The 17,561-nt window shown below is 73.0% G+C and carries 18 protein-coding genes; all 18 read right to left on the reverse strand.

Features of this window, described 5'->3' with window-relative positions:
- Positions 1 to 71 precede the first annotated feature (71 nt).
- Entirely contained in the window at positions 72 to 1,781 is a 1,710-nt protein-coding gene (locus tag ACF9IK_RS31475; protein ID WP_395297461.1) for an MFS transporter, read from the reverse strand.
- A gap of 148 nt (positions 1,782 to 1,929) precedes the next feature.
- Positions 1,930 to 2,529, reverse strand: coding sequence for a class I SAM-dependent methyltransferase (locus ACF9IK_RS31480; RefSeq protein ID WP_395297462.1), 600 nt, complete (start codon positions 2,527 to 2,529; stop codon positions 1,930 to 1,932).
- The gene (locus ACF9IK_RS31485) at positions 2,526 to 3,104 is read right to left on the reverse strand and encodes a hypothetical protein (RefSeq protein ID WP_395297463.1); all 579 of its coding nucleotides are present in this window, start codon (positions 3,102 to 3,104) and stop codon (positions 2,526 to 2,528) included. The genes ACF9IK_RS31480 and ACF9IK_RS31485 overlap by 4 nt, the downstream gene beginning before the upstream one ends.
- A gap of 99 nt (positions 3,105 to 3,203) precedes the next feature.
- Positions 3,204 to 3,839, reverse strand: coding sequence for an NADPH-dependent FMN reductase (locus ACF9IK_RS31490; RefSeq protein ID WP_395297464.1), 636 nt, complete (start codon positions 3,837 to 3,839; stop codon positions 3,204 to 3,206).
- Positions 3,836 to 4,075, reverse strand: coding sequence for a ferredoxin (locus tag ACF9IK_RS31495; RefSeq protein ID WP_238862021.1), 240 nt, complete (start codon positions 4,073 to 4,075; stop codon positions 3,836 to 3,838). The genes ACF9IK_RS31490 and ACF9IK_RS31495 overlap by 4 nt, the downstream gene beginning before the upstream one ends.
- Positions 4,072 to 4,695 carry a hypothetical protein gene (locus ACF9IK_RS31500; protein WP_395297465.1) on the reverse strand — a complete coding sequence of 208 codons (624 nt, stop codon included), beginning with the start codon at positions 4,693 to 4,695 and terminating at the stop codon, positions 4,072 to 4,074. Before ACF9IK_RS31500 ends, ACF9IK_RS31495 begins: the two co-directional genes overlap by 4 nt.
- A 6-nt stretch (positions 4,696 to 4,701) precedes the next feature.
- On the reverse strand, positions 4,702 to 5,631 hold the full coding sequence (locus ACF9IK_RS31505; protein ID WP_395297466.1) for a carbon-nitrogen hydrolase family protein: 930 nt from the start codon (positions 5,629 to 5,631) through the stop codon (positions 4,702 to 4,704).
- 21 nt (positions 5,632 to 5,652) lie between these two features.
- Positions 5,653 to 6,612, reverse strand: a complete 960-nt coding sequence (locus tag ACF9IK_RS31510) for a carbon-nitrogen hydrolase family protein (RefSeq protein ID WP_395297467.1) — start codon at positions 6,610 to 6,612, stop codon at positions 5,653 to 5,655.
- Between the two features lie 99 nt (positions 6,613 to 6,711).
- Complete coding sequence (locus ACF9IK_RS31515) at positions 6,712 to 7,473, reverse strand: class I SAM-dependent methyltransferase (protein WP_395297468.1); 762 nt, start codon at positions 7,471 to 7,473, stop codon at positions 6,712 to 6,714.
- Entirely contained in the window at positions 7,460 to 8,959 is a 1,500-nt protein-coding gene (locus ACF9IK_RS31520; protein WP_395297469.1) for a coproporphyrinogen-III oxidase family protein, read from the reverse strand. Before ACF9IK_RS31520 ends, ACF9IK_RS31515 begins: the two co-directional genes overlap by 14 nt.
- 15 nt (positions 8,960 to 8,974) lie before the next feature.
- Positions 8,975 to 9,667 carry a class I SAM-dependent methyltransferase gene (locus ACF9IK_RS31525; protein ID WP_395297470.1) on the reverse strand — a complete coding sequence of 231 codons (693 nt, stop codon included), beginning with the start codon at positions 9,665 to 9,667 and terminating at the stop codon, positions 8,975 to 8,977.
- A complete protein-coding gene (locus ACF9IK_RS31530) occupies positions 9,664 to 10,803 on the reverse strand; it encodes a BtrH N-terminal domain-containing protein (protein ID WP_395297471.1) in 1,140 nt (379 codons plus the stop codon). The genes ACF9IK_RS31525 and ACF9IK_RS31530 overlap by 4 nt, the downstream gene beginning before the upstream one ends.
- Entirely contained in the window at positions 10,800 to 11,621 is an 822-nt protein-coding gene (locus ACF9IK_RS31535) for an NAD(P)-binding domain-containing protein (protein ID WP_395297472.1), read from the reverse strand. The genes ACF9IK_RS31530 and ACF9IK_RS31535 overlap by 4 nt, the downstream gene beginning before the upstream one ends.
- Positions 11,618 to 12,952, reverse strand: coding sequence for a phenylacetate--CoA ligase family protein (locus tag ACF9IK_RS31540; protein ID WP_395297473.1), 1,335 nt, complete (start codon positions 12,950 to 12,952; stop codon positions 11,618 to 11,620). The genes ACF9IK_RS31535 and ACF9IK_RS31540 overlap by 4 nt, the downstream gene beginning before the upstream one ends.
- Entirely contained in the window at positions 12,949 to 14,001 is a 1,053-nt protein-coding gene (locus tag ACF9IK_RS31545; protein ID WP_395297474.1) for a zinc-dependent alcohol dehydrogenase, read from the reverse strand. The genes ACF9IK_RS31540 and ACF9IK_RS31545 overlap by 4 nt, the downstream gene beginning before the upstream one ends.
- Positions 13,998 to 15,458, reverse strand: a complete 1,461-nt coding sequence (locus ACF9IK_RS31550) for a B12-binding domain-containing radical SAM protein (protein WP_395297475.1) — start codon at positions 15,456 to 15,458, stop codon at positions 13,998 to 14,000. Before ACF9IK_RS31550 ends, ACF9IK_RS31545 begins: the two co-directional genes overlap by 4 nt.
- On the reverse strand, positions 15,455 to 16,690 hold the full coding sequence (mfnA, locus tag ACF9IK_RS31555; protein ID WP_395297476.1) for a tyrosine decarboxylase MfnA: 1,236 nt from the start codon (positions 16,688 to 16,690) through the stop codon (positions 15,455 to 15,457). Before mfnA ends, ACF9IK_RS31550 begins: the two co-directional genes overlap by 4 nt.
- On the reverse strand, positions 16,635 to 17,558 hold the full coding sequence (locus ACF9IK_RS31560) for a deoxyribonuclease (RefSeq protein ID WP_395297477.1): 924 nt from the start codon (positions 17,556 to 17,558) through the stop codon (positions 16,635 to 16,637). Before ACF9IK_RS31560 ends, mfnA begins: the two co-directional genes overlap by 56 nt.
- Between the last annotated feature and the right edge of the window lie 3 nt (positions 17,559 to 17,561).

Consider the following 17,561-nt stretch of genomic DNA (forward strand, 5'->3'; position numbering starts at 1 on the left):
CCTTGGTTCTGGTGACTACAGGTGCGGAGGTGGGTTCCGGGGGCGGCGTGGTGCCGCCGGTGGGCGGCCCGTCAGGCCGTTCCGGGCTGCTGGGCCGGTCCGGCCGGTCCGGCCGTCTCGGCCTTCCCGGCGCTCTCGGGCTGCTTGGCCGGTGCCGGCTTCTCGGCCGCCGGGGCGCTGCCCGTGGTCCTGGCGGGCGGAGGCTTCGGCGGCCCGAAGGTCGGTGCGGGCGTGTCGCGGATCAGCAGCAGCGCGGTCACCCAGCCGAGGGCCAGCAGGCCCACGGGCAGCAGGAGCCCGCTGTGCATGGCGCCGGTGAAGGCGTCCGCGAAGGCGTCCTGCACCTTGGCGGCCTGCGCCGGATCGGCACCGGCCACGGGGGGCGGCGGGCCGCCGCTGCCGATCTTCACGGCGCCGTCGGTGAGCGGCGCGAAGGCCTGCTTGAAGCCCTCCCGCGCCTCCGCGGGCAGCGCCTCGGCCTGCTCGTTCACCCAGCTGCGCAGCCCGCTGGAGAGCCGCATCGAGAGGACGGCGCCGATCGCCGCGCTGGCCAGCAGGCCGCCGATCTCCTGCGAGGTGTTGACCAGTCCGGACGCCACCCCGGCCTGCGGCGGCGGGACCTGCCGCATCCCGACGCTGAACAGCGGGGAGAAGACCAGGCCCATCCCGAGGCCGGCCAGCAGGAACGGGCCGATCAGGTCGAGGGTGCCGGTGTCCGTGCCGGTGACCAGGATGAACGAGCCGAGGCCGGCGGTGAAGCAGGCCAGCCCGGTCAGGATGACCGCCTTGCCCGAGCCGCGGTCGGAGAGCTTGCCGCCGATGCCGGCGACCAGCGCCGAGGTGAGCGGCATCACCGCGATGGTGAAGCCGGCCCGCAGCGGGGTCATCCCGAGCACGGTCTGCAGGTAGAGCGAGATCGGCAGGAAGGCCCCGAGCATCGAGAAGCCCATGACGGCGGCGACGATGTTGGCCGAGGCGAAGTTGCGCAGCTTCAGCAGGTCGAAGGGGAGCAGCGGGCCGGAGCGCTGGTGCCGCCGCTGGTCGAAGCCGAAGTAGACCAGGATCAGCAGGCCGGTGGCGATCGAGGCCCAGGCGGTGGTGTCCCAGTCCAGCCGCTCGCCCTCGATCAGCCCGAAGGCCAGCGCGCTGAGGCCGAGGATGAGCAGGGCGGTCGGCACCAGGGCGAGCGGTTGCCGCTTGCCGGGCCGGTAGTCGTGGACGTGCTTCAGCACCAGGTAGGCGGTGGCGAGGCCGATCGGCAGGTTGAGGTAGAAGATCCAGCGCCAGTCCAGGTAGCTCACGATGACCCCGCCCAGCGTCGGGCCGGTCAGCACCGCGAGCCCGGAGAGCGCGCCGGTGAAGCCGAAGGCCGCACCCCACTTGGACGGCGGGAAGACCATGGTGACGATCGGGAGGATCTGCGGGGCGAGCATCGCGCCGCCGACGCCCTGGGCGAAGCGGGCGCCGATCAGGACGCCGGCGTTGGGCGCCACCCCGCACAGGCAGGAGGCCGTCACGAACAACGCGAGGCCGTAGAGGTAGACCCGGCGGGGCCCGAAGAGGTCGCCGAGGCGGCCGGCGACGATGAGCAGGGTGGCGTAGCCGAGGATGTAGGCGCTGAATACCCACAGGCCCTCGTCGAGGGACGCGTGCAGGCCGGACATCACATGGGGCAGCGCGATATTGACGATCGTCATATCGAGCAGCGTCATGAAGAAGCCCATGCTGAGCACGCCGAGAATCAGCCAGGGACTTTTGTCCCGGGTCTGCCGGTCGGGCATAGGTGGCTCATTTCTTGGAGCGCCGGAAGCCGTCGGCCGGAATGCGGGCACCGGGCTTCGGGAATGGGGAAGCGCGGAATGTCCGCCGGCTCGGCAGGGGCCGGCACGGAGCGGTCGCGGCGGCGGGGCCGCGAATGGACGGGAGGGGTCAGTCGGCGCGCCGCAGGAGCACCGCGTTGGCGTCGACCTTGAGCACGTCGGTGTGGAGCTGGAACGGCAGCAGCGGGCCGCTGCTGAACCGGTCGGCCGGGAAGTGACGCTCGATCGACGGCGCGTCCACCGGCTTGAACGGGAACATCTCCTGGCGGCTGCCGCGCAGGTACAGCAGGCCGCCCGGGTGGAGCAGCCGGGCCACCTCGGCCGCGTAGCGGTCGCGGTCCTCCGGGCCGAGGTGGTGGAAGCAGCCGCGGTCCACCAGGAGGTCGAACTCCTCGTCGGGAAGGTCGAGTTCGCGGACGTCACCGATCCGGAGCTCGACCTCCAGGCCGAGCCCGGCGACCCGCTCGCCGGCCAGCGCGACCGCCTCGGCGCTGATGTCCACACCGGTGGTGCGGTAGCCGGCGCGGGCCAGCGCGACGGTGTCCCAGCCGGTTCCGCAGCCGAGGTCGAGGGCGCGGGCGCCGGGGGCGGGCGGGGTGGCGGCGAGGAATCCGACCAGGTCGGGAGAGGGGGCGCTGAGCTCCCAGTACTGGTGGTGGTCCCCGGCCTTGTAGGCCCGGTCCCAGTCCAGGGTGGTCGTGGTGGTCATGGTCGTAGACCCCTTCCGGAGGCGCGCCGGACCGCACTGTGCGGTCGGCGGGGCACGCCGGCCGGCGTGCGCGGGGAGAGGTGGCCGCCGCCAGGGCCGCCCATGCCGCCGCCGAGGGCGGTGGCCGAGGGGGTCGCGGTGGCGTACCAGCCGATCACCTCGGGGCGCCCGGGCGTCAGCACCGGCGAGCCCCGGTAGACCTCGTAGCGCGGCCAGCCGGCGCGCAGTTCGAGGCCGGCGGCCGGGGTGACGTGGCGGTGGCGGACGGGCGGTTCGGCCTGGGCCGAACCGCCCTGCCAGAGCATCAGCCGCTCGCTCAGGACGGGCAGCACACGGATGCCCAGGCTGTCCCGGCGCGGATCGAGCAGGGACAGCCCGGCGACCCGGTCCCGGGGCACCGACAGGCAGGCGTCGAAACGCCGGCGGTCGGGCGCCGTGTACTCCGGGTCGTCGTACAGGATTTCGATGCCGACGGTGCGGTCGTCGGAAATCCCGCGGTTGAAGAGGAATGCGGTGAGGCGAAGCCAGGTCGCCTCCCGCGGGGCTCCGTTCGCCGGATGTCTGAGGCTGATCACGAGAAGTGGTCGGGGGAGCACCGGGAACCATTCTCCGGTCCCCTGGAATTGCCCGCCCAATGTCTGCGGCCTATTCACAGGGGTGACGCTACCAACGGGTCAGTCGCCGCGTTTGACTGTCCTGGACACGTTCACGGCGGATTCCGGACCGAGCGGCTCCGCTCCCGGCCCGTCGGTGCGCGGACGCAGCAGCGCCGCCGCCCTGGCCACGCTCCGGGCGAGCTCGTCCACCCGGGCCCCGAGCTCGGGATCGGCCGGCTCGCCGCCCGGCACGGCGCTCCGGGCCTGCGGGACGGCCACCTGCTCGGGCACCATCCAGGCCCGGTACCAGCGGACCACCAGGCGCAGGTGGTTGAGCGCGTTGGAGTTGCTGCGGCCGCCGAGCGCGCAGATGGCGCCGAACACCTTCCCCTCGACGTGCTCGAAGTCCAGCAGGTCGAGCGCGTTCTTCAGGGCCCCGCCGATGGTCCCGTGGTACTCCGGGCCGGCCAGGATGACGCCGTCGGCGGCGCGGAACTCCTCCCGCAGCAGCTTGACGTCCGGGCGGCTCGGCCACGGGTCCTGCTTGTCGCCGTTGCAGAACGGCAGGTCCAGCTCGCGCAGGTCCAGCAGGGACGTCCGGCAGCCGTCCGCCTCCAGCAGGGAGACGGCGCGGCGCAGCAGCAGCTGGCTGGTCGAGCCGGGGCGCATCGAGCCGCCCAGGCCGAGGATCCGGGGCGGCGCGGCGGCGCTCACGCGTCCTCCTCGCAGATGGCGTCCGCCGGGCAGCAGTCCATCGCCTCGTACACCAGCTCCTCCTCGTCCTCGTCGACCGGCTGGCGGGCCACGTAGGTGTAGCCGGCCTGGTCGTTGCGGACGAAGGAGTCGGGGGCGATGCACCGGCAGGTGTCGCAGTCGGTGCACTCGGCGTTGACGAAGAACCGTCCGGGCACGTTGTCCGGCAGCCGAGCCGGTACCGGAAACCCGCTCATGCGTGACTCCGTCCGGCGTGGACCAGCTCCAGGACCCGCTCGGTGTCGGTGCGCAGCAGGTGGCCGTAGGTGTGGCCGAGCTCGTCCTCCGGCGCGTACGCCAGCAGCTCGACGCTGTCGAAGCCGGCCAGGTAGTCGAGGACCCGGCGGACCTGGTCCGCGGTGTCGACGCTCAGCCCCAGGTGGGACATCAGCGAGCGCTTGCGGTCGGCCGGCAGGCCGGCCCACTCGCCGTAGGCGCGGCAGGTGAAGAACTCGACCTCGGTGCCGCGCCCGGTGGTCAGGTTGATCCAGTGGCCGGGCGTGCCGTGCACCCGCGGGGCGATGTGCGAGGGGCCGGAGGAGACGCGGCTGAGGCCCGGGTGCTCCCGGACGGTCTCCAGCCAGGCCTCGAAGTCCTCCTCGCGCCGGTAGTCGCCCAGGTAGACGGCCACGTGGTGCAGTCCGGTCAGCCGGAGGGTACGGGCGTCCAGCGGCTGGCCGAAGAAGGAGAGCAGCGCGTCGTCGGTGGTGGTCGCGGCCGCCCGGTCGGCCCAGTCGAGGACCTCCTTGAGCGCGGGCTCGCGGTCGGTCCCGGTCGGCAGGTACTCGGAGGCGGGGAACAACAGGCTGGGTGCCATGGCGAATCAGCTCCGTCGGGCGGTCAGGTAGTCCGTGATCAGGGTCTCCAGGTCCTGGTGGCCGGCGTAGGGCTTCAGCAGGTCCTGGTAGAGCTCGGGGCGGCGGCCGTGCAGGCAGAAGTAGAGGCTCTTGCGGAACGAGAGGTCGACCTCGCGCAGTTCGCGCACCCGGTCGAGGTCGAGCTCGGCGATCAGCACGCCCTCCTCCTCGTCCAGCGAGCCGACCAGCTGCTCGGGGGCGGCGACGGTGCTGTGGCCGGCCACCGAGATGGACACCTGCCGGCCGGCCCGTTCGCCGGTGACCTCGCCGACGGCGCTGGCCAGCAGGGTGTAGCAGACGTTGAAGGAGGAGTTGGCCTGGATGCACGGCCGGGTGATCTGGATGTTGCCGCGCAGCGCCGCGCCGGGCACCGCGATGATCTCGGCGCCGCGCATGGCGAGCGTCCGCGGCACCTCGGGGATCCAGAAGTCGGAGCAGACGCAGATGCCCAGCCGTCCGAACGGCGTGTCCACGATGACGAGTTCGTCGCTGGGCGAGACGGTGACCATCTCGGCGGCGAAGCGGTGGGTCTTGCGGGCCTTGGCGGCGATCCGGCCCTGGTCGTCCAGCAGCACCGAGGTGTTGTAGTAGCGGTCGCCCTCGCGTTCGACGACCGTGCCGCAGAGCAGGTAGCAGCCCTTGGCCCGGGCCACCTCGCCGAGCCGGTCGAAGACCGGGCCCGGCACCGGCTGGTCGATGACGCCCTTCAGGTGGGCGCGGCCGGGGAAGTAGAACGGCGGGCCGAGGAAGAACTCCGGCAGGATGATCAGCTCGACGTCCTGGACGGTGTCCAGGAGTGCGAGCGTGCGGGCCAGGTTGACCTCGGGGTCGTGGTCCCAGAGGGTCTGGATCAGCGCGACCCGGGGCCGGCTGGTGGCGAGCGTGCGGTCGGTCATCGGTCAGGCTCCATCCGGGGCTTACGGGGTGTCCGGGGTGTCCGGGGTGTTCTCCGGGGCCGACGCGTCCTGCGGGTCCCGCCCGGCCGCCGCGGCCCAGTCGGGCAGCGGCCCGTCCGGGTGGGTGGCGGCCGTCAGCGCCAGGCCCAGCGGCGAGCGGCGGAAGTCGGCGGCGAACGGCGCGGCCGCACGCATCCGGCGCAGCTCGTGCAGGTCCAGGTCGGCGGTGAGCAGCACCTCCTCGCGGTCCGCCTCGGCGAGCACCGGCTGCTGCTTGCGGAAGTCCCGCGAGTAGGCGCCGATCGCCAGCGGGCTGCGGAGGATCGCGCTGCGGCCCATGTAGGTGAGGCCGGCGAGGGTGTTCTCGCCGGTGGCGCTGGCGAACAGCACGTACGCGCAGTTCTCCGCCGCCCGGGCGAGCAGCATCTGGCGCACCGGTTCGGCGAACGGCCGCAGCAGCACCGAAGGCGCGACGATGATCTCCGCCGAGTCCGCGAACAGGCCGCGCAGCACCTCGGGGAACTGCACGTCGTAGCCGAGCGCGAAGCCGATCCGGCCGAGCGGGGTGTCGAGGACGCGGGCGCCGGTGACGCCGGTGATGAAGTGCGCCTCCAGGTCGTACACCATGGTGCGCCGCGCGGTGCCGGCCAGTTCCCCGGTGTCGTCCAGCAGCACGGCGGTGCTGTGCACGTGCCCGCCGGAGCGCTCCAGCACGCCGGCGGCGATCCAGATGCCGAGTTCGCGGGCCAGACCGGCCAGCCACTCGGTGAGCGGTCCGGGCACCGGCTCGGCGATCTCGTGGCTCTTCGGCAGGTTCAGCGCGGTGGCGAACACCTCGGGCAGGACGACGAGCCGGCAGTCGTCGTCGGCCGCGGCGCGCACCAGCTTCTCGGCCCGCTCCAGGTTCTCCGCCCGGCGGTTGGTGGCGACGGACAGCTGGACGACGCCGACCCGGTACCGGCGAAGGTCTGCGGTGGGCATGGTCGTGCTCCTTCCGGTGTCGGGTGCGGTCGGGGCGGCGGGCCGGGCGCGGTGCCCGCACGGGGCGGGTACCGCGCCCGGCCGGTGGCCGGCGGACCGTCAGTCGAAGATCCGCTCGTAGATGCCGGGCTCGCCGACCGTGTAACCGGTGTCCCGGGGCTTGGAGGAGACCACCAGGTTGATGCCCTCCTTGCTGACGCTCCAGCCGTCGAGGCCGAGCTGGTCCAGCAGCTCGCGCATCTCGTCGGTGGAGTAGGAGGCCCGCAGCGAGCGCATGAACTGGTTGGCGTCGCCGCCCGCGTACTGCAGGACGAAGGAGACCATGCCCTCGTCGGCGTCACGCGCCAGGTCGTACAGCAGCACGGTGCCGCCGGGGCGGCAGACCCGGTTCAGCTCGGGCAGGATGCGGGCCGGCTTGTCCCACCGGTTGATCGCGCAGAAGCTGAACACCACGTCGAAGCTGTCGTCCTCGAACGGCAGCCGGGTGTACCGGGCCCAGTCGCAGGCGAAGTCGCCGCCGTAGGAGACCAGGTTGGCGAAGATGGTGTTCTCCCGGGCCACCTCCAGGAAGGCGTCGTTGCTGTCCAGCCCGGTGAAGGTGGAGTCGGGGTGCTGGGCGGCCAGGCGCAGCGACAGCAGACCGCTGGCGCAGCCGATCTCCAGCACCTCCTTGTCCGGACCGCAGTCCGGCCCGATCAGCTTCATCATGTGCTGCATCGGGATGATCATGGAGGTGCGTACGCTCCGGTCGTACGCGCGGCACTCCTCGGTGTCCTCGAACGGGTCGCCCTGCGGGGTGCGCTCGGCGAGGTCGAAGATCCGGCCCCGGCGGGCCCGGCGGGTGGTCTCAGAGCTGGACAATGGGGAGTCCCTTCCGGCCGTCGGTGCGGTCGATCTGCCACTTCAGGATCTCGGTGCTCGCCGAGGTCGGCTGCGGGAGCCGGTAGTTGGCGTCCGAGTAGAAGCTCTTGGAGATGTTGTCGATGTAGTACCAGCCCTTCGGGTAGGTCACCTGGATGGCCTCGTCGTCGACCTCCAGGAGTCCCTTGGCGACCAGGTCGTCGACCTTGTCCTTGAAGTACTCGTACGGGTCGACGCCGTGCCGCTCGCGGTAGACCGAGCGCTTGACCCGCAGCAGCTTCAGGCCGAGGACGAGGCTGCGGCAGCGCTGCTCGTGCTCGTCGGTGTAGGCGCCCATGACGACCGGGAGCCGGCCCTCGTTGCAGCGGCTGATGTACCCCTCGATGTCCGGCTCGTTGAGGTACATGTGGTTGTTCAGGTACCCGTAGGCCCCGGAGCCGATGGCCACCATGTCCCCGCACCGGCCCCAGATCTGGGACAGGTGGTCGGTCAGGTAGAAGGTGTCCGTCTCCAGGCCGCGGTACGGCTTGCTGCCGTCCTTCAGCACCGGGTAGGTCTTGACGCCGGCCGCCTCCCACTCGGGCCGCATCGGCTCGATGAAGTCGTTGTAGGTCAGCGCCAGGTAGCCCGCGTCCATCAGCGTGGTGTGCAGGTACTGGTACATCTCGTCGGCCTCGCGGGTGCTCGGGCACGGCGGGGTGGCGCCGCTCTGCAGCGCGAAGAACACCTCCGAGCCCGGCATGACCGCGTAGTTGTAGACCGAGAACGACGTCACCGGCAGGTCCATCAGGGTGCGGATGTCCTGCGCCCAGAGGTCGGCGGTCTGGCCGGGGATCCCGATCATGTAGTCGATGCAGAGGTTCTCCAGGCCGCTGCGGTCGATCAGCTCGATCGTCTTGGTGGCCGACTCGCCGGTGTGTGCGCGGGCCCGGCCGAGGTAGCGCAGCAGCGGGTCGTGGAAGGTCTGCACGCCCAGGCTCATCCGGTTGACGCCGTGCTTGAGCAGCACGTCCAGCTTCTGCTGGTCGACGTCGACCGGGGTGGACTCGATGGTGATCGAGCAGTCCGGGCTGAAGTTGAGCCGCTGCTTCATGAAGCCGAGCAGGTCGTCCAGCTCCTCGGCGCGCAGCGTGGTCGGCGTGCCGCCCCCGAAGTAGCCGGAGGTGAACACGGTGTCCCGGACGTGCGGCAGCTGCGAGTACAGGTCGATCTCGTTCTTCAGCGCCTGGATGTAGCGCTGCACCAGGGTGTTGCGGGTGGAGAACTTGTTGTACGGGCAGCTGGTGCAGACCTGGTTGCAGAACGGGATGTGCACGTAGAACGACGTGGTCTTGGGGAACTTCTCCCGCGTGGCGTAGATCTGCTCCGCCGTCAGGGGCTTGACGTCGCAGGGGTACCAGCGGACGAACTCGATGTCCCGCTCCGGGTAGTCCCGCCAGAAGCTCGGGGTGTCGAGGAAGTTCCGGGTGATCGCTTCTTGGGTCATCTGCCTCTCCGGTCGTCAGGGGGCGCGGTGGTGCTCGACGGTGAGTGCCATCGGGCCGTCCGGGTCGACCACCCAGGCGGCCATCTCCGCGGCGTCGAGCCGTGCGCGCAGCTCGGCGCAGGTCCAGGCGCCGCGGAGGGAGTCCAGGTAGGTGCGCAAGCGGTACTGGCCGTCGGGCGAGTCGTCGGCGGCCATCTCGCGCAGGGTGTACTCGAGGATGAACGGGTCGGGGTCCCGGCGCAGGTCGTTGACCAGCAGCCGGCCGCCGGGGGCCAGGGCCCGGGCGAATTCCCCGAGCAGGTCGGCGGGTTCGGTGCACTCGCCGAGTGCGTGGACGCTGTAGGCCAGCGCGAACCTGCCGGCCAGTCCGTCCGGCAGCGGGTCGCCGGGCCGCCAGTGGCCGACCGGCACCGCCTCGCCGAGCCGCTCGCGCAGCGGGGCGACGGCGTTCGGGTCGGTGCACAGCACCCGCAGGTCCACCGGGCGGCGGGCCAGCAGGAGGGCGGCGAACCCGCCGTAGCCGGGTCCGACCTCCAGCACCGGGCCGCCGTTCGCGCAGGCGGCCTCCAGCAGGTCGAGGAACTCCTCCTTGTACTGGTTGCGGGCGGCCACGTACCGGTCGTACGCGATCCGGTCCGCCTCGTCGGCGAGCCGATGGCGGGTCGGCGTCCGCACGTCCGGCAGCAGGCCGGTGGACACGCTGCTCACACCTCCCTCAGCAGGGCGTACAGCTCCCGCTCGGTCTCGGCGACGGCCCGCAGGGCCTCCCGCAGCTCCCCGGCGAGGCGTTCGCGGACCGGGCCGAGCCCGTCCGCCGCGGCGGCCCGCAGCCGGGGCAGCCGCTCGCCGAGCAGGGCGGCCCGGGCGAGGGCGGCGGCGCCGCCGTCCAGCAGCTCCGCCTCCCGCGCCCGGTAGGCCGCGCCGAGCTCGGCGAAGTCGTCGGTCCAGTCGGGCAGCAGCAGCGCGATCACCCGCGCCCACTGCCCGGCGCTGTCGGAACAGAGCAGAGCCGCGTCGGCCAGCCGGTGGTCGCCGGTGAGCTGCGCCGCCTCGGCCAGGAACTCCCGGAAGAGGTTGCGGAAGGCGTTCCCGCCGGTGCCGGCCAGCTCGAAGTCGACGAAGGCGCCGGCCAGTTCCTCGACCACGGAGAGCGCGGGGGCGTCGCTGCGCAGCAGGTGCTGCAGCCCGGCCCCGTAGGAGTCGAGGCCGCGCAGGCCGAAGGTGGGCACCGGCGGGTGCAGCATCGCCCGGCAGGAGTACCGGATGCCCTGGCGGACGTCCTCCTCGGTGGGCTGCCGGGCCGACTTCCAGTCGGCCCGCAGCAGCGCGTGCCGCGGCGGGAACGGCTGGTGGGCCGAGGCCCGGGCGGTGGCCAGCTCCGCCGTGGTCAGGGTCTGCGGCCGCGCGGGCCGGTCCGAGACCGTGACGGTGCCGGCCTGCGGGTCGTGGCCGAGCACCACGATCGCGTGGGCGCCGAAGTGCCGGGTGGCCTGGAAGTACGGCAGGTGGAAGAGGTCCACGTAGACCACGGCCGGACGGCCCTGGTCGAGCTCGTCCCGCAGCTCCGCCCAGGCCCGGTCCGGGTCGTCGTCGACCGCGACGTCCACGTCCAGGCCCACGCCGGCGGCCATCCGCCGGGTGAACTCCGGGAACGGGCCGTTGCGGCCGCCGGTGAAGCCGCGTCCGCCGGGCGGCGGCGGCAGGTGCATGAAGCTGATGCCGCCGGCCAGGCCGAACAGCATCGCCTCGCTGACCGGCAGGCCGTGCGCGGCCAGCTGCTTGCGCAGCGAGGCGGTCTCGCAGTGCGCGCCGCCGTACAGCGGCTCCGGGTCGGTGGTGCTCATGCGACTCCTCCCGGGGAGACGGGCCGCTCGGCCCAGGCGGCCCAGGCGAGCGCCTCCGGGGGGACGGCGCCGGCCGGTGCCGCCGCGGTGGCCTTCGCCTCGGCGGCGATCTCGTCCAGGACCGAGCGGGTGTAGGGGTTGGCGTCCGAAGGCGGGTAGTCCAGCGCCGTCCCGACCAGGACGTTGCGGATCGCGGCCCGCACGATGTCGGTGGGCAGCCCGCGTCCGGCCAGCTCGGCGGCCAGCTCGGCGCAGGCCTTGAGGGCGACCTTGGTGGCGGCCCGGTTGGCGGGGCCGACGACCTTCTCCGGCCCCAGCACCACCTCGCCGAGGTCGGCCGCCAGGGTCCGCAGCAGCCCGATCCGGCGCGGCGCGGAGGTCACCAGGACGGTCTTGAGACCGAGTGCCACGGCGGTGAACTGGCAGACCGGCTTGAGCCCGACCACCTCGACGTTCAGCTCCGGCAGCCGGTCGGTCGGCACACTGGTCGCCAGGTTGACGAACAGCGGCCGGCGGCCGATCTCCTCGGCCAGCGCGGCGAGCCGGCGCAGCGCGGTCTCGGTCTCCTGCGGCGGCACGCAGATCAGCACGGTGTCGGCGGCCGACAGGATCTCGCGCTGGTCCATGTCGGGCAGCGAGAGGGCGGCGGCCACCCGCCGGGCGACCGCGGGGTCGCTGTCGTTGAGCAGCACCGGGAAGCGCTCGGCGAGCCGGTCGGCCAGCACCGCGCCGAGCCGGCCTAGGCCGACGACGGCGATCGTGCCGGGGTCGTTGTGCCGGGGCTCCGCCGGATTGCCGGGGCGCAGACCGAGCGTCACGAAACCGCCTCCAGGTCCTCGATGGTGAGACTGCCGGGCTTGAGCATCCGGTCCATCGCCCGCCGGACCTGGGCCCGGTCGATCGGGGCGACGTGCGCCGGCACCCCGAACTCCGCGGTGACCCGCTCGGCGACGGCCGCGCAGAGCGCCTCCGGTTCGCCGCCGTCGGCCTCGACCCGGATCTCCACCCGGTCCCCGGCCGGGCCGGCCGCCCAGTACAGACCCGCGCCCTCGGTGGAGAGCACGGTCTGCTCCAGCGCCAGCTTGTTGATCCGCCGCCCGCCGACGATCAGCTGCTCGCTGACCCGCCCGTGGTGGGCGAGCACCCGGCGCGGGCTGCCGCAGGCGCACGGCTCGGTGGAGACGGTGACGAAGTCCCCGCTGCGGTAGCGCAGCAACGGCATGGCCCGGCCGGCCAGCGAGGTGATGACCAGCTCCCCGGCGGTGCCGTCCGGCACCGGCTCGGTGGTCTCCGGGTCGATCACCTCGAACAGGTGCCGGTCCTCCGTCAGGTGCAGGCTGCCCCGCTCGCAGACCAGCCCGAGCGAGTTGGTCTCGGTCGAGCCGTAGGCGTTGGACAGCTGCACGCCCCAGAGCGCGGCGATCTTCTCCAGCTTGGCCGGCGAGCAGGTCTCGCCCACGTACAGGAAGGTCCTGAGCCCGATCTCCGCCGGGTCGCGGCCGGTGTCCTTGAGCATGTCGTACAGCCGCAGCGCCCGGCTCGGCGTGCAGATCAGTGCGGTCGGCCGGACGGTCCACATCATCTCGACCATCCGCTCGAACGGGCACACCAGGCTGAGCGTGCCCACCGGGACCACCGCGGCGCCGACCTGCTCTAGCGCCCGGTCCAGGTCGTAGGAGGCGAAGGCCAGCTCGTACGGGATCGCGATGAAGGCGAGGTCGCCGGGGCCGAGCACGTGGCCGACGGACTGCTCGACCGCCACGTTGCCGCGGATCCAGTCCTCGTAGGTGATCATCGAGGAGGTCGGGCTGCCGGTGGTCCCGGTGGACTCGCCGTAGCGGATCAGCTCCTCGCGTCCCACCGCGAGCAGGCCGAACGGGTAGGCGCCGCGCAGCTCCGCCTTGGTGGTGAACGGCAGCGCCCGCAGCCCGGCGGCGTCGGTCGGCCGCACCGAGCCGAGCTCCCCGGCCCACTTCTCACGGTAGAAGGGCGAGTTGGCGAAGGCGTGGTCCAGCTGGCGGCGCAGCAGCGCGAACTGGTGGTCCGGCACCTGGTCCGGGCTGAGCTTCTCGAACGCCGCCAGGTCGGCCAGCGCGGCCTCGCGGATCTCCGGATAGCGCAGGTGCGGCGGGCGGTCGGCGGTGGTCACCGGGCATCCTCTCCAAACATCAGCTGGGTCTTGATCCGGGTGCGGGGGTCGAGCCCGAAGGCCTCCTCCGCCCGTTCGGCCGGCAGCCGGTGGGTGACGAGCAGCCCGGCCTCCTCGCGGTGCCCGGCCAGGAACTCCTGCGCCCGGGCGAAGCCGCCGGTGCCGCCGATCGAGCCGACCAGGGTCAGGGCGTTGGCCACCAGCAGGTCGGTGCGCAGCGCCGCGCTGCGCCGCAGCCCGAAGCAGAGCACCCGGCCGCGCGGCACGGCGCAGGCCAGCGCGGTGGCGAGGCCGTCGGCGCCGCTGGAGCAGTCCACCGTGAGGTCGTAGCGGGCGGCGGCGGTCAGGGCGGCGTAGCCGCCGGCCGACCGGGCGGCCGCGTCCGGCTCGGGGGCCTCGGTGCGCACCCGGGCGCTCGGCAGCAGCTCGGTGACGGCCGCGGCCTTCACCGGGTCCGCCTCCAGCAGCTCGACGTCGCCGGTCCCGTGGGCGCCGGTGAGCAGCAGGTAGGAGGCGAGGCCGAGGGCGCCGGCCCCGATCACCAGGACCCGCTCGTCGGGGCGCGGGGCGACCCGGTGCAGGCCCTGGGCGGCGACCGCGAAGAACTCGGAGAGCGCCAGCAACCCGGGCCCCAGGCCGTGCCGGTCGGGGTAGAGGTAGCGGCGGTCGACCGTCCGCAGCCGGGTGGAGAAGCCGTCCACGGTGAGGCCGAACTTCTCGATCCGGGCGCAGACGTTGCGGTCGGTGCCGCACCGCGGGCAGTCGCCGCACCAGCGCGAACAGTCGCCGGTGACCCACTGGCCGAGCAGGTCCCGGCCACCCGGGCCGGTGTCGACCACCCGGCCGGCCCACTCGTGGCCGAAGCGCAGCGGATAGCTGCTCGGTCCGCCGTAGGTGCCGTCGTACAGGGCCTGGTCGCTGCCGCACAGGGTGACCCGGTCGACCTCGACCAGCACCTCGTCCGGGCCGAGCGGCGCGGTCGGCGGCTTGGCCTCGTCGACCGTGATCCGCCCGGGGGCGGTGAGCCGCAGGTCCGGTCCGGCGCTCATCGCGCACCCCCGGCGGGCGGCGCCGGACGCGGCGGCAGGTGGTCGTTGAGCTCGGCCTCGATCCGCTCGCTCTCGGCCCGCGCCATGGTGATGCGGTCACGCAGGCTGATCGAGTTGAGGCCCCACCACAGGTACCAGTTGTCGTTGGCGAGGACGCGGGCCTGGATCTCGTCCAGGAGCGCGTCGTCCTCGATGACCGCGCGGGACGCGTAGTACTTGGGCACGATGAATCGCTCCGTTCCGGTGATCATTCCCTCGGCGACGGCGGTGGCGTGCAGGGCGGTGCCGCGGCACACCCGCAGTCCGAGGGTCCAGAAGGCGTGCACGTCGGGCGTGGCCGGCGGCACGAGCTGCTCCATCACGTCGAAGGTCTCGCGGACCGAGTCCCGGTCGTCGCCGGGGCTGCCGATGAACAGGCAGTGCTCGACCCGGATGCCCGCCTCCACGAAGCGGCGGTGGGAGTCGACGATCTGCCGTTGCCGGAAGTTCTTCTTCAGGCCGCGCAGGATCCGGTCGCAGGCCGAGTCGGTGCCGAACTCCACGTAGTAGCAGCCGGTCCGGGCCATCAGGTCGACCAGCTCGGCGGTCACGTTGCCCGGGTTGACCATGCAGGACCACGGCATCTCGATGCCGCGCCGGACGAACTCGCGCAGCACCTCCAGCGAGTAGTTCAGCGGCAGGTTGAACACCCCGTCGACGATCTCCAGGACCTCCAGGCCCTCGTCGCGCAGCCGCTCCACCTCGTCGGCCACCCGGGAGACCTCGTCGAACTTCACCCCCGTCCCGTCGACCAGGAAGTTGCTGCAGAAGACGCACTCCAGCACGCAGCCCTTCTTGGTCTGGATGGTCGCCGGCACCTTCAGGCTGCGGTCGTGCGTCTCATACGAGTAGCTGAAGTAGCGCTGGTCGTAGAGCGCCGGGTCGGGGCGGGCGGCCTTGCGGTAGTCGATCCGGAAGACCGGGTCGCGCCGGTGGTACCCGCCGTCCGGCCGCGGGCGGATCACCCCGGGCACGTCCAACGGCTCCTCGCCGCGGGCCAGGTGCTCCAGCAGCGGCTGGACCGACTCCTCGGCGAAGCCGGTGACCCCGTAGTCGGCCTGGACGAAGTCCATCAGGTCCTCCGGCACGGTGGAGAACCCGGGACCGCCCAGGAGCACGGTGACGCCCGGCAGTTCGTCGCGCGACCAGTCGGCGACCTCGCGGGCGAGCGGGGTGTAGACGACCGGCTCCAGCATGCTCTGCGAGTCGACGTTGCGGATCGAGATCCCCACCACGTCCGGCTTGAAGGACTGCACCGCGGCCCGCACCACCGGCTCGTCCTCCTCCTCCCACATCAGGTCCAGCGTCTCGACCTGGTGCCCGGCCTCCCGGGCCTGGGTGGCGATGGTGACCATGCCGATCGGCAGTACCGGCCGGAAGGACTTGAGCTTGTTGATCGACACGAAGAGCACCTTCACGGCCGGCCTCCGTCGACCTCGGTGAGCACGGCGACCAGACAGCGCAGCTGCTGCTCGCTCTGGTGCCAGTGCACGACCAGCCGCAGCAGGCCCAGCCGGCGCGCGACCGAGGCGATCAGGCCGCGCTCCTCCAGGGCGTCCACCAGCTTCTCCGGGCTCGGGTGGCGCACCGTCACCACGGTGAGCTCGGGCTCGGGGGCGACCTGGAAGCCGGCCCCGGTCAGCAGCCGCACCAGCAGCGCCCGGCGCTCCCAGAGCCCGGCCACCGCGGCCCGGTAGCCGCTGCGGCCCTGGGCGCGCAGGGCCGCCCAGGTGGCCAGCACCGCGCCGCCCGGCCGGGTGCCGAGCAGGGCCTGGTGGTCGAAGGTGCCCCGGTAGTGCGAGGAGGTGCGCAGCGCCGCGCCGTCCTCCGCATCGCGGAACAGCACGTGCCCGGCGGGGATCGGCGCGCCGCCGTACTTGTGCGGGTCCAGGGTGACGGAGGTGACGCCGGGCACGGAGAACCCGATCGGCGGCAGCGGCTCGCCGAGCTCGCGGGCGAACGGCACCAGGAACCCGCCGGTGGCGGCGTCCACGTGGACCGGGACGCCGAGCTGCGCGGCGTGCGCCGCGATCGCCGGCACGTCGTCCACGGCACCCGACTCGGAGCTGCCGGCGGTGGCCACCACCAGCGCGGTCTCCGGGGTGACCAGTGGCAGCAGCCGGTCGAGGTCGACCCGCAGCCGCTCGTCCGAGGGGACGCGCACGACCTCCACCGGGAGCAGCGCGGCGATCTTGTCGAAGGAGAAGTGCGCGCTGTCGCCCAGCAGGATCCGGGCCGGCGCGTCCGCCCCGAAGCGCGCCCGGTGGCGCCGGACGGCCGCCTGTACCGCCAGCAGGTTGGCCTCGGTGCCGCCCGAGGTGGCCACGCCGGTCGCCCCGGGCCCGTCCATCAGGTCGGCCAGCATGGCCGTCACCTCGCGCTCGGCGCGGGCCAGCGACGGGAAGATCCGGTTGTCGCCGAGGTTGGCCTGCTGGTGGGCGGCGAACACCTGCTCGGCCACCGGGAGCGGGGTCGAGCAGATCGAGTTGAAGACGGTGCCGTCCCGGTAGTCGTGGTCGTCCGCACAGAGCCCGGCGACCTCGGCCAGCACCTGCTCGACGGGGGTGCCCCGGTCGGGCAGCCCGCCGGCGGGCTCACCCGGCGGCGGGGACCCGGTGGGGGACGGCGAAGAACTGGGCAGCGTTGCCATGAGCGAGAGCCCTCACGATCTGCTCGGGGACACCATGGAGTCGGAGCCGGTGCACCGTCCTGGCCAGACCCAGCGGGTCGGCCGAGCCGAAGTGCAGCCCGGTGTTGAGCATCAGCCGCTCCGGGCCGAACCGTTCGAGCAGCCGCAGCACCTCGCGGTGCGACTGCTTCTCGCGGATCTGGAACAGCGCGTCCTGGCGCGGGGCGACCGCGATCCCGTACCCGCCGAGCCCGCGCAGCGCCGGGTGCTCGGCGAGCAGGTCGATCCGCTGCTCGTCGAGGTCGAGCAGGGCGACCGAGGCGGGGTCGATGCCGGCCCGCTCCACCGCGCCCGCCAGTGGCGCCAGCATCTCCCGGAACGGCGCGAGCGCGGGCGGCGACTCGACCAGCACCGGCACACCGCGCGCCGAGGCCAGCTTCAGCTGCCGCTCCAGCACCTCCACCTCGTCCGGGCCGCCGCTGCGCAGCGACAGCTCGCCCAGCGCCCGGACCCTCGGGTGGTCCAGGTACTCCTCCAGCGCCTCGATCCCGGCCAGCGCCCCGGACAGTCCCGCCATGTCGGCCGCGTGCACCGCGAGCGCCACGTGCAGGTCGATCCCGTACGCGGCGGCGCGCGAGGTCTCGGCCACCGCGAGCCGTTCGAACCGGGCGGCGAAGGCGCTGCCGGTGTCCCGGGCCTCCAGCGAGGCGGAGCACGGGGCGAGCGCCGTGAGCACCCCGCTGACGGCCATCAGCTCGTAGTCGTCGGCGTTGCGCAGGTCGCTGTGGATGTGGTGGTCGAACAGCGGCGTCAGGCCGGTCCCGTCCAGGGCCCGCGGGGCGAGCGGCGGCGGGGGCGGCGGCGGTCCGGGGGCGCGGCCGGCGGGCACGGC

Origin of the sequence: Kitasatospora hibisci (assembly GCF_043950205.1) — a bacterium.
Classification (GTDB): Bacteria; Actinomycetota; Actinomycetes; order Streptomycetales; family Streptomycetaceae; genus Kitasatospora; species Kitasatospora hibisci.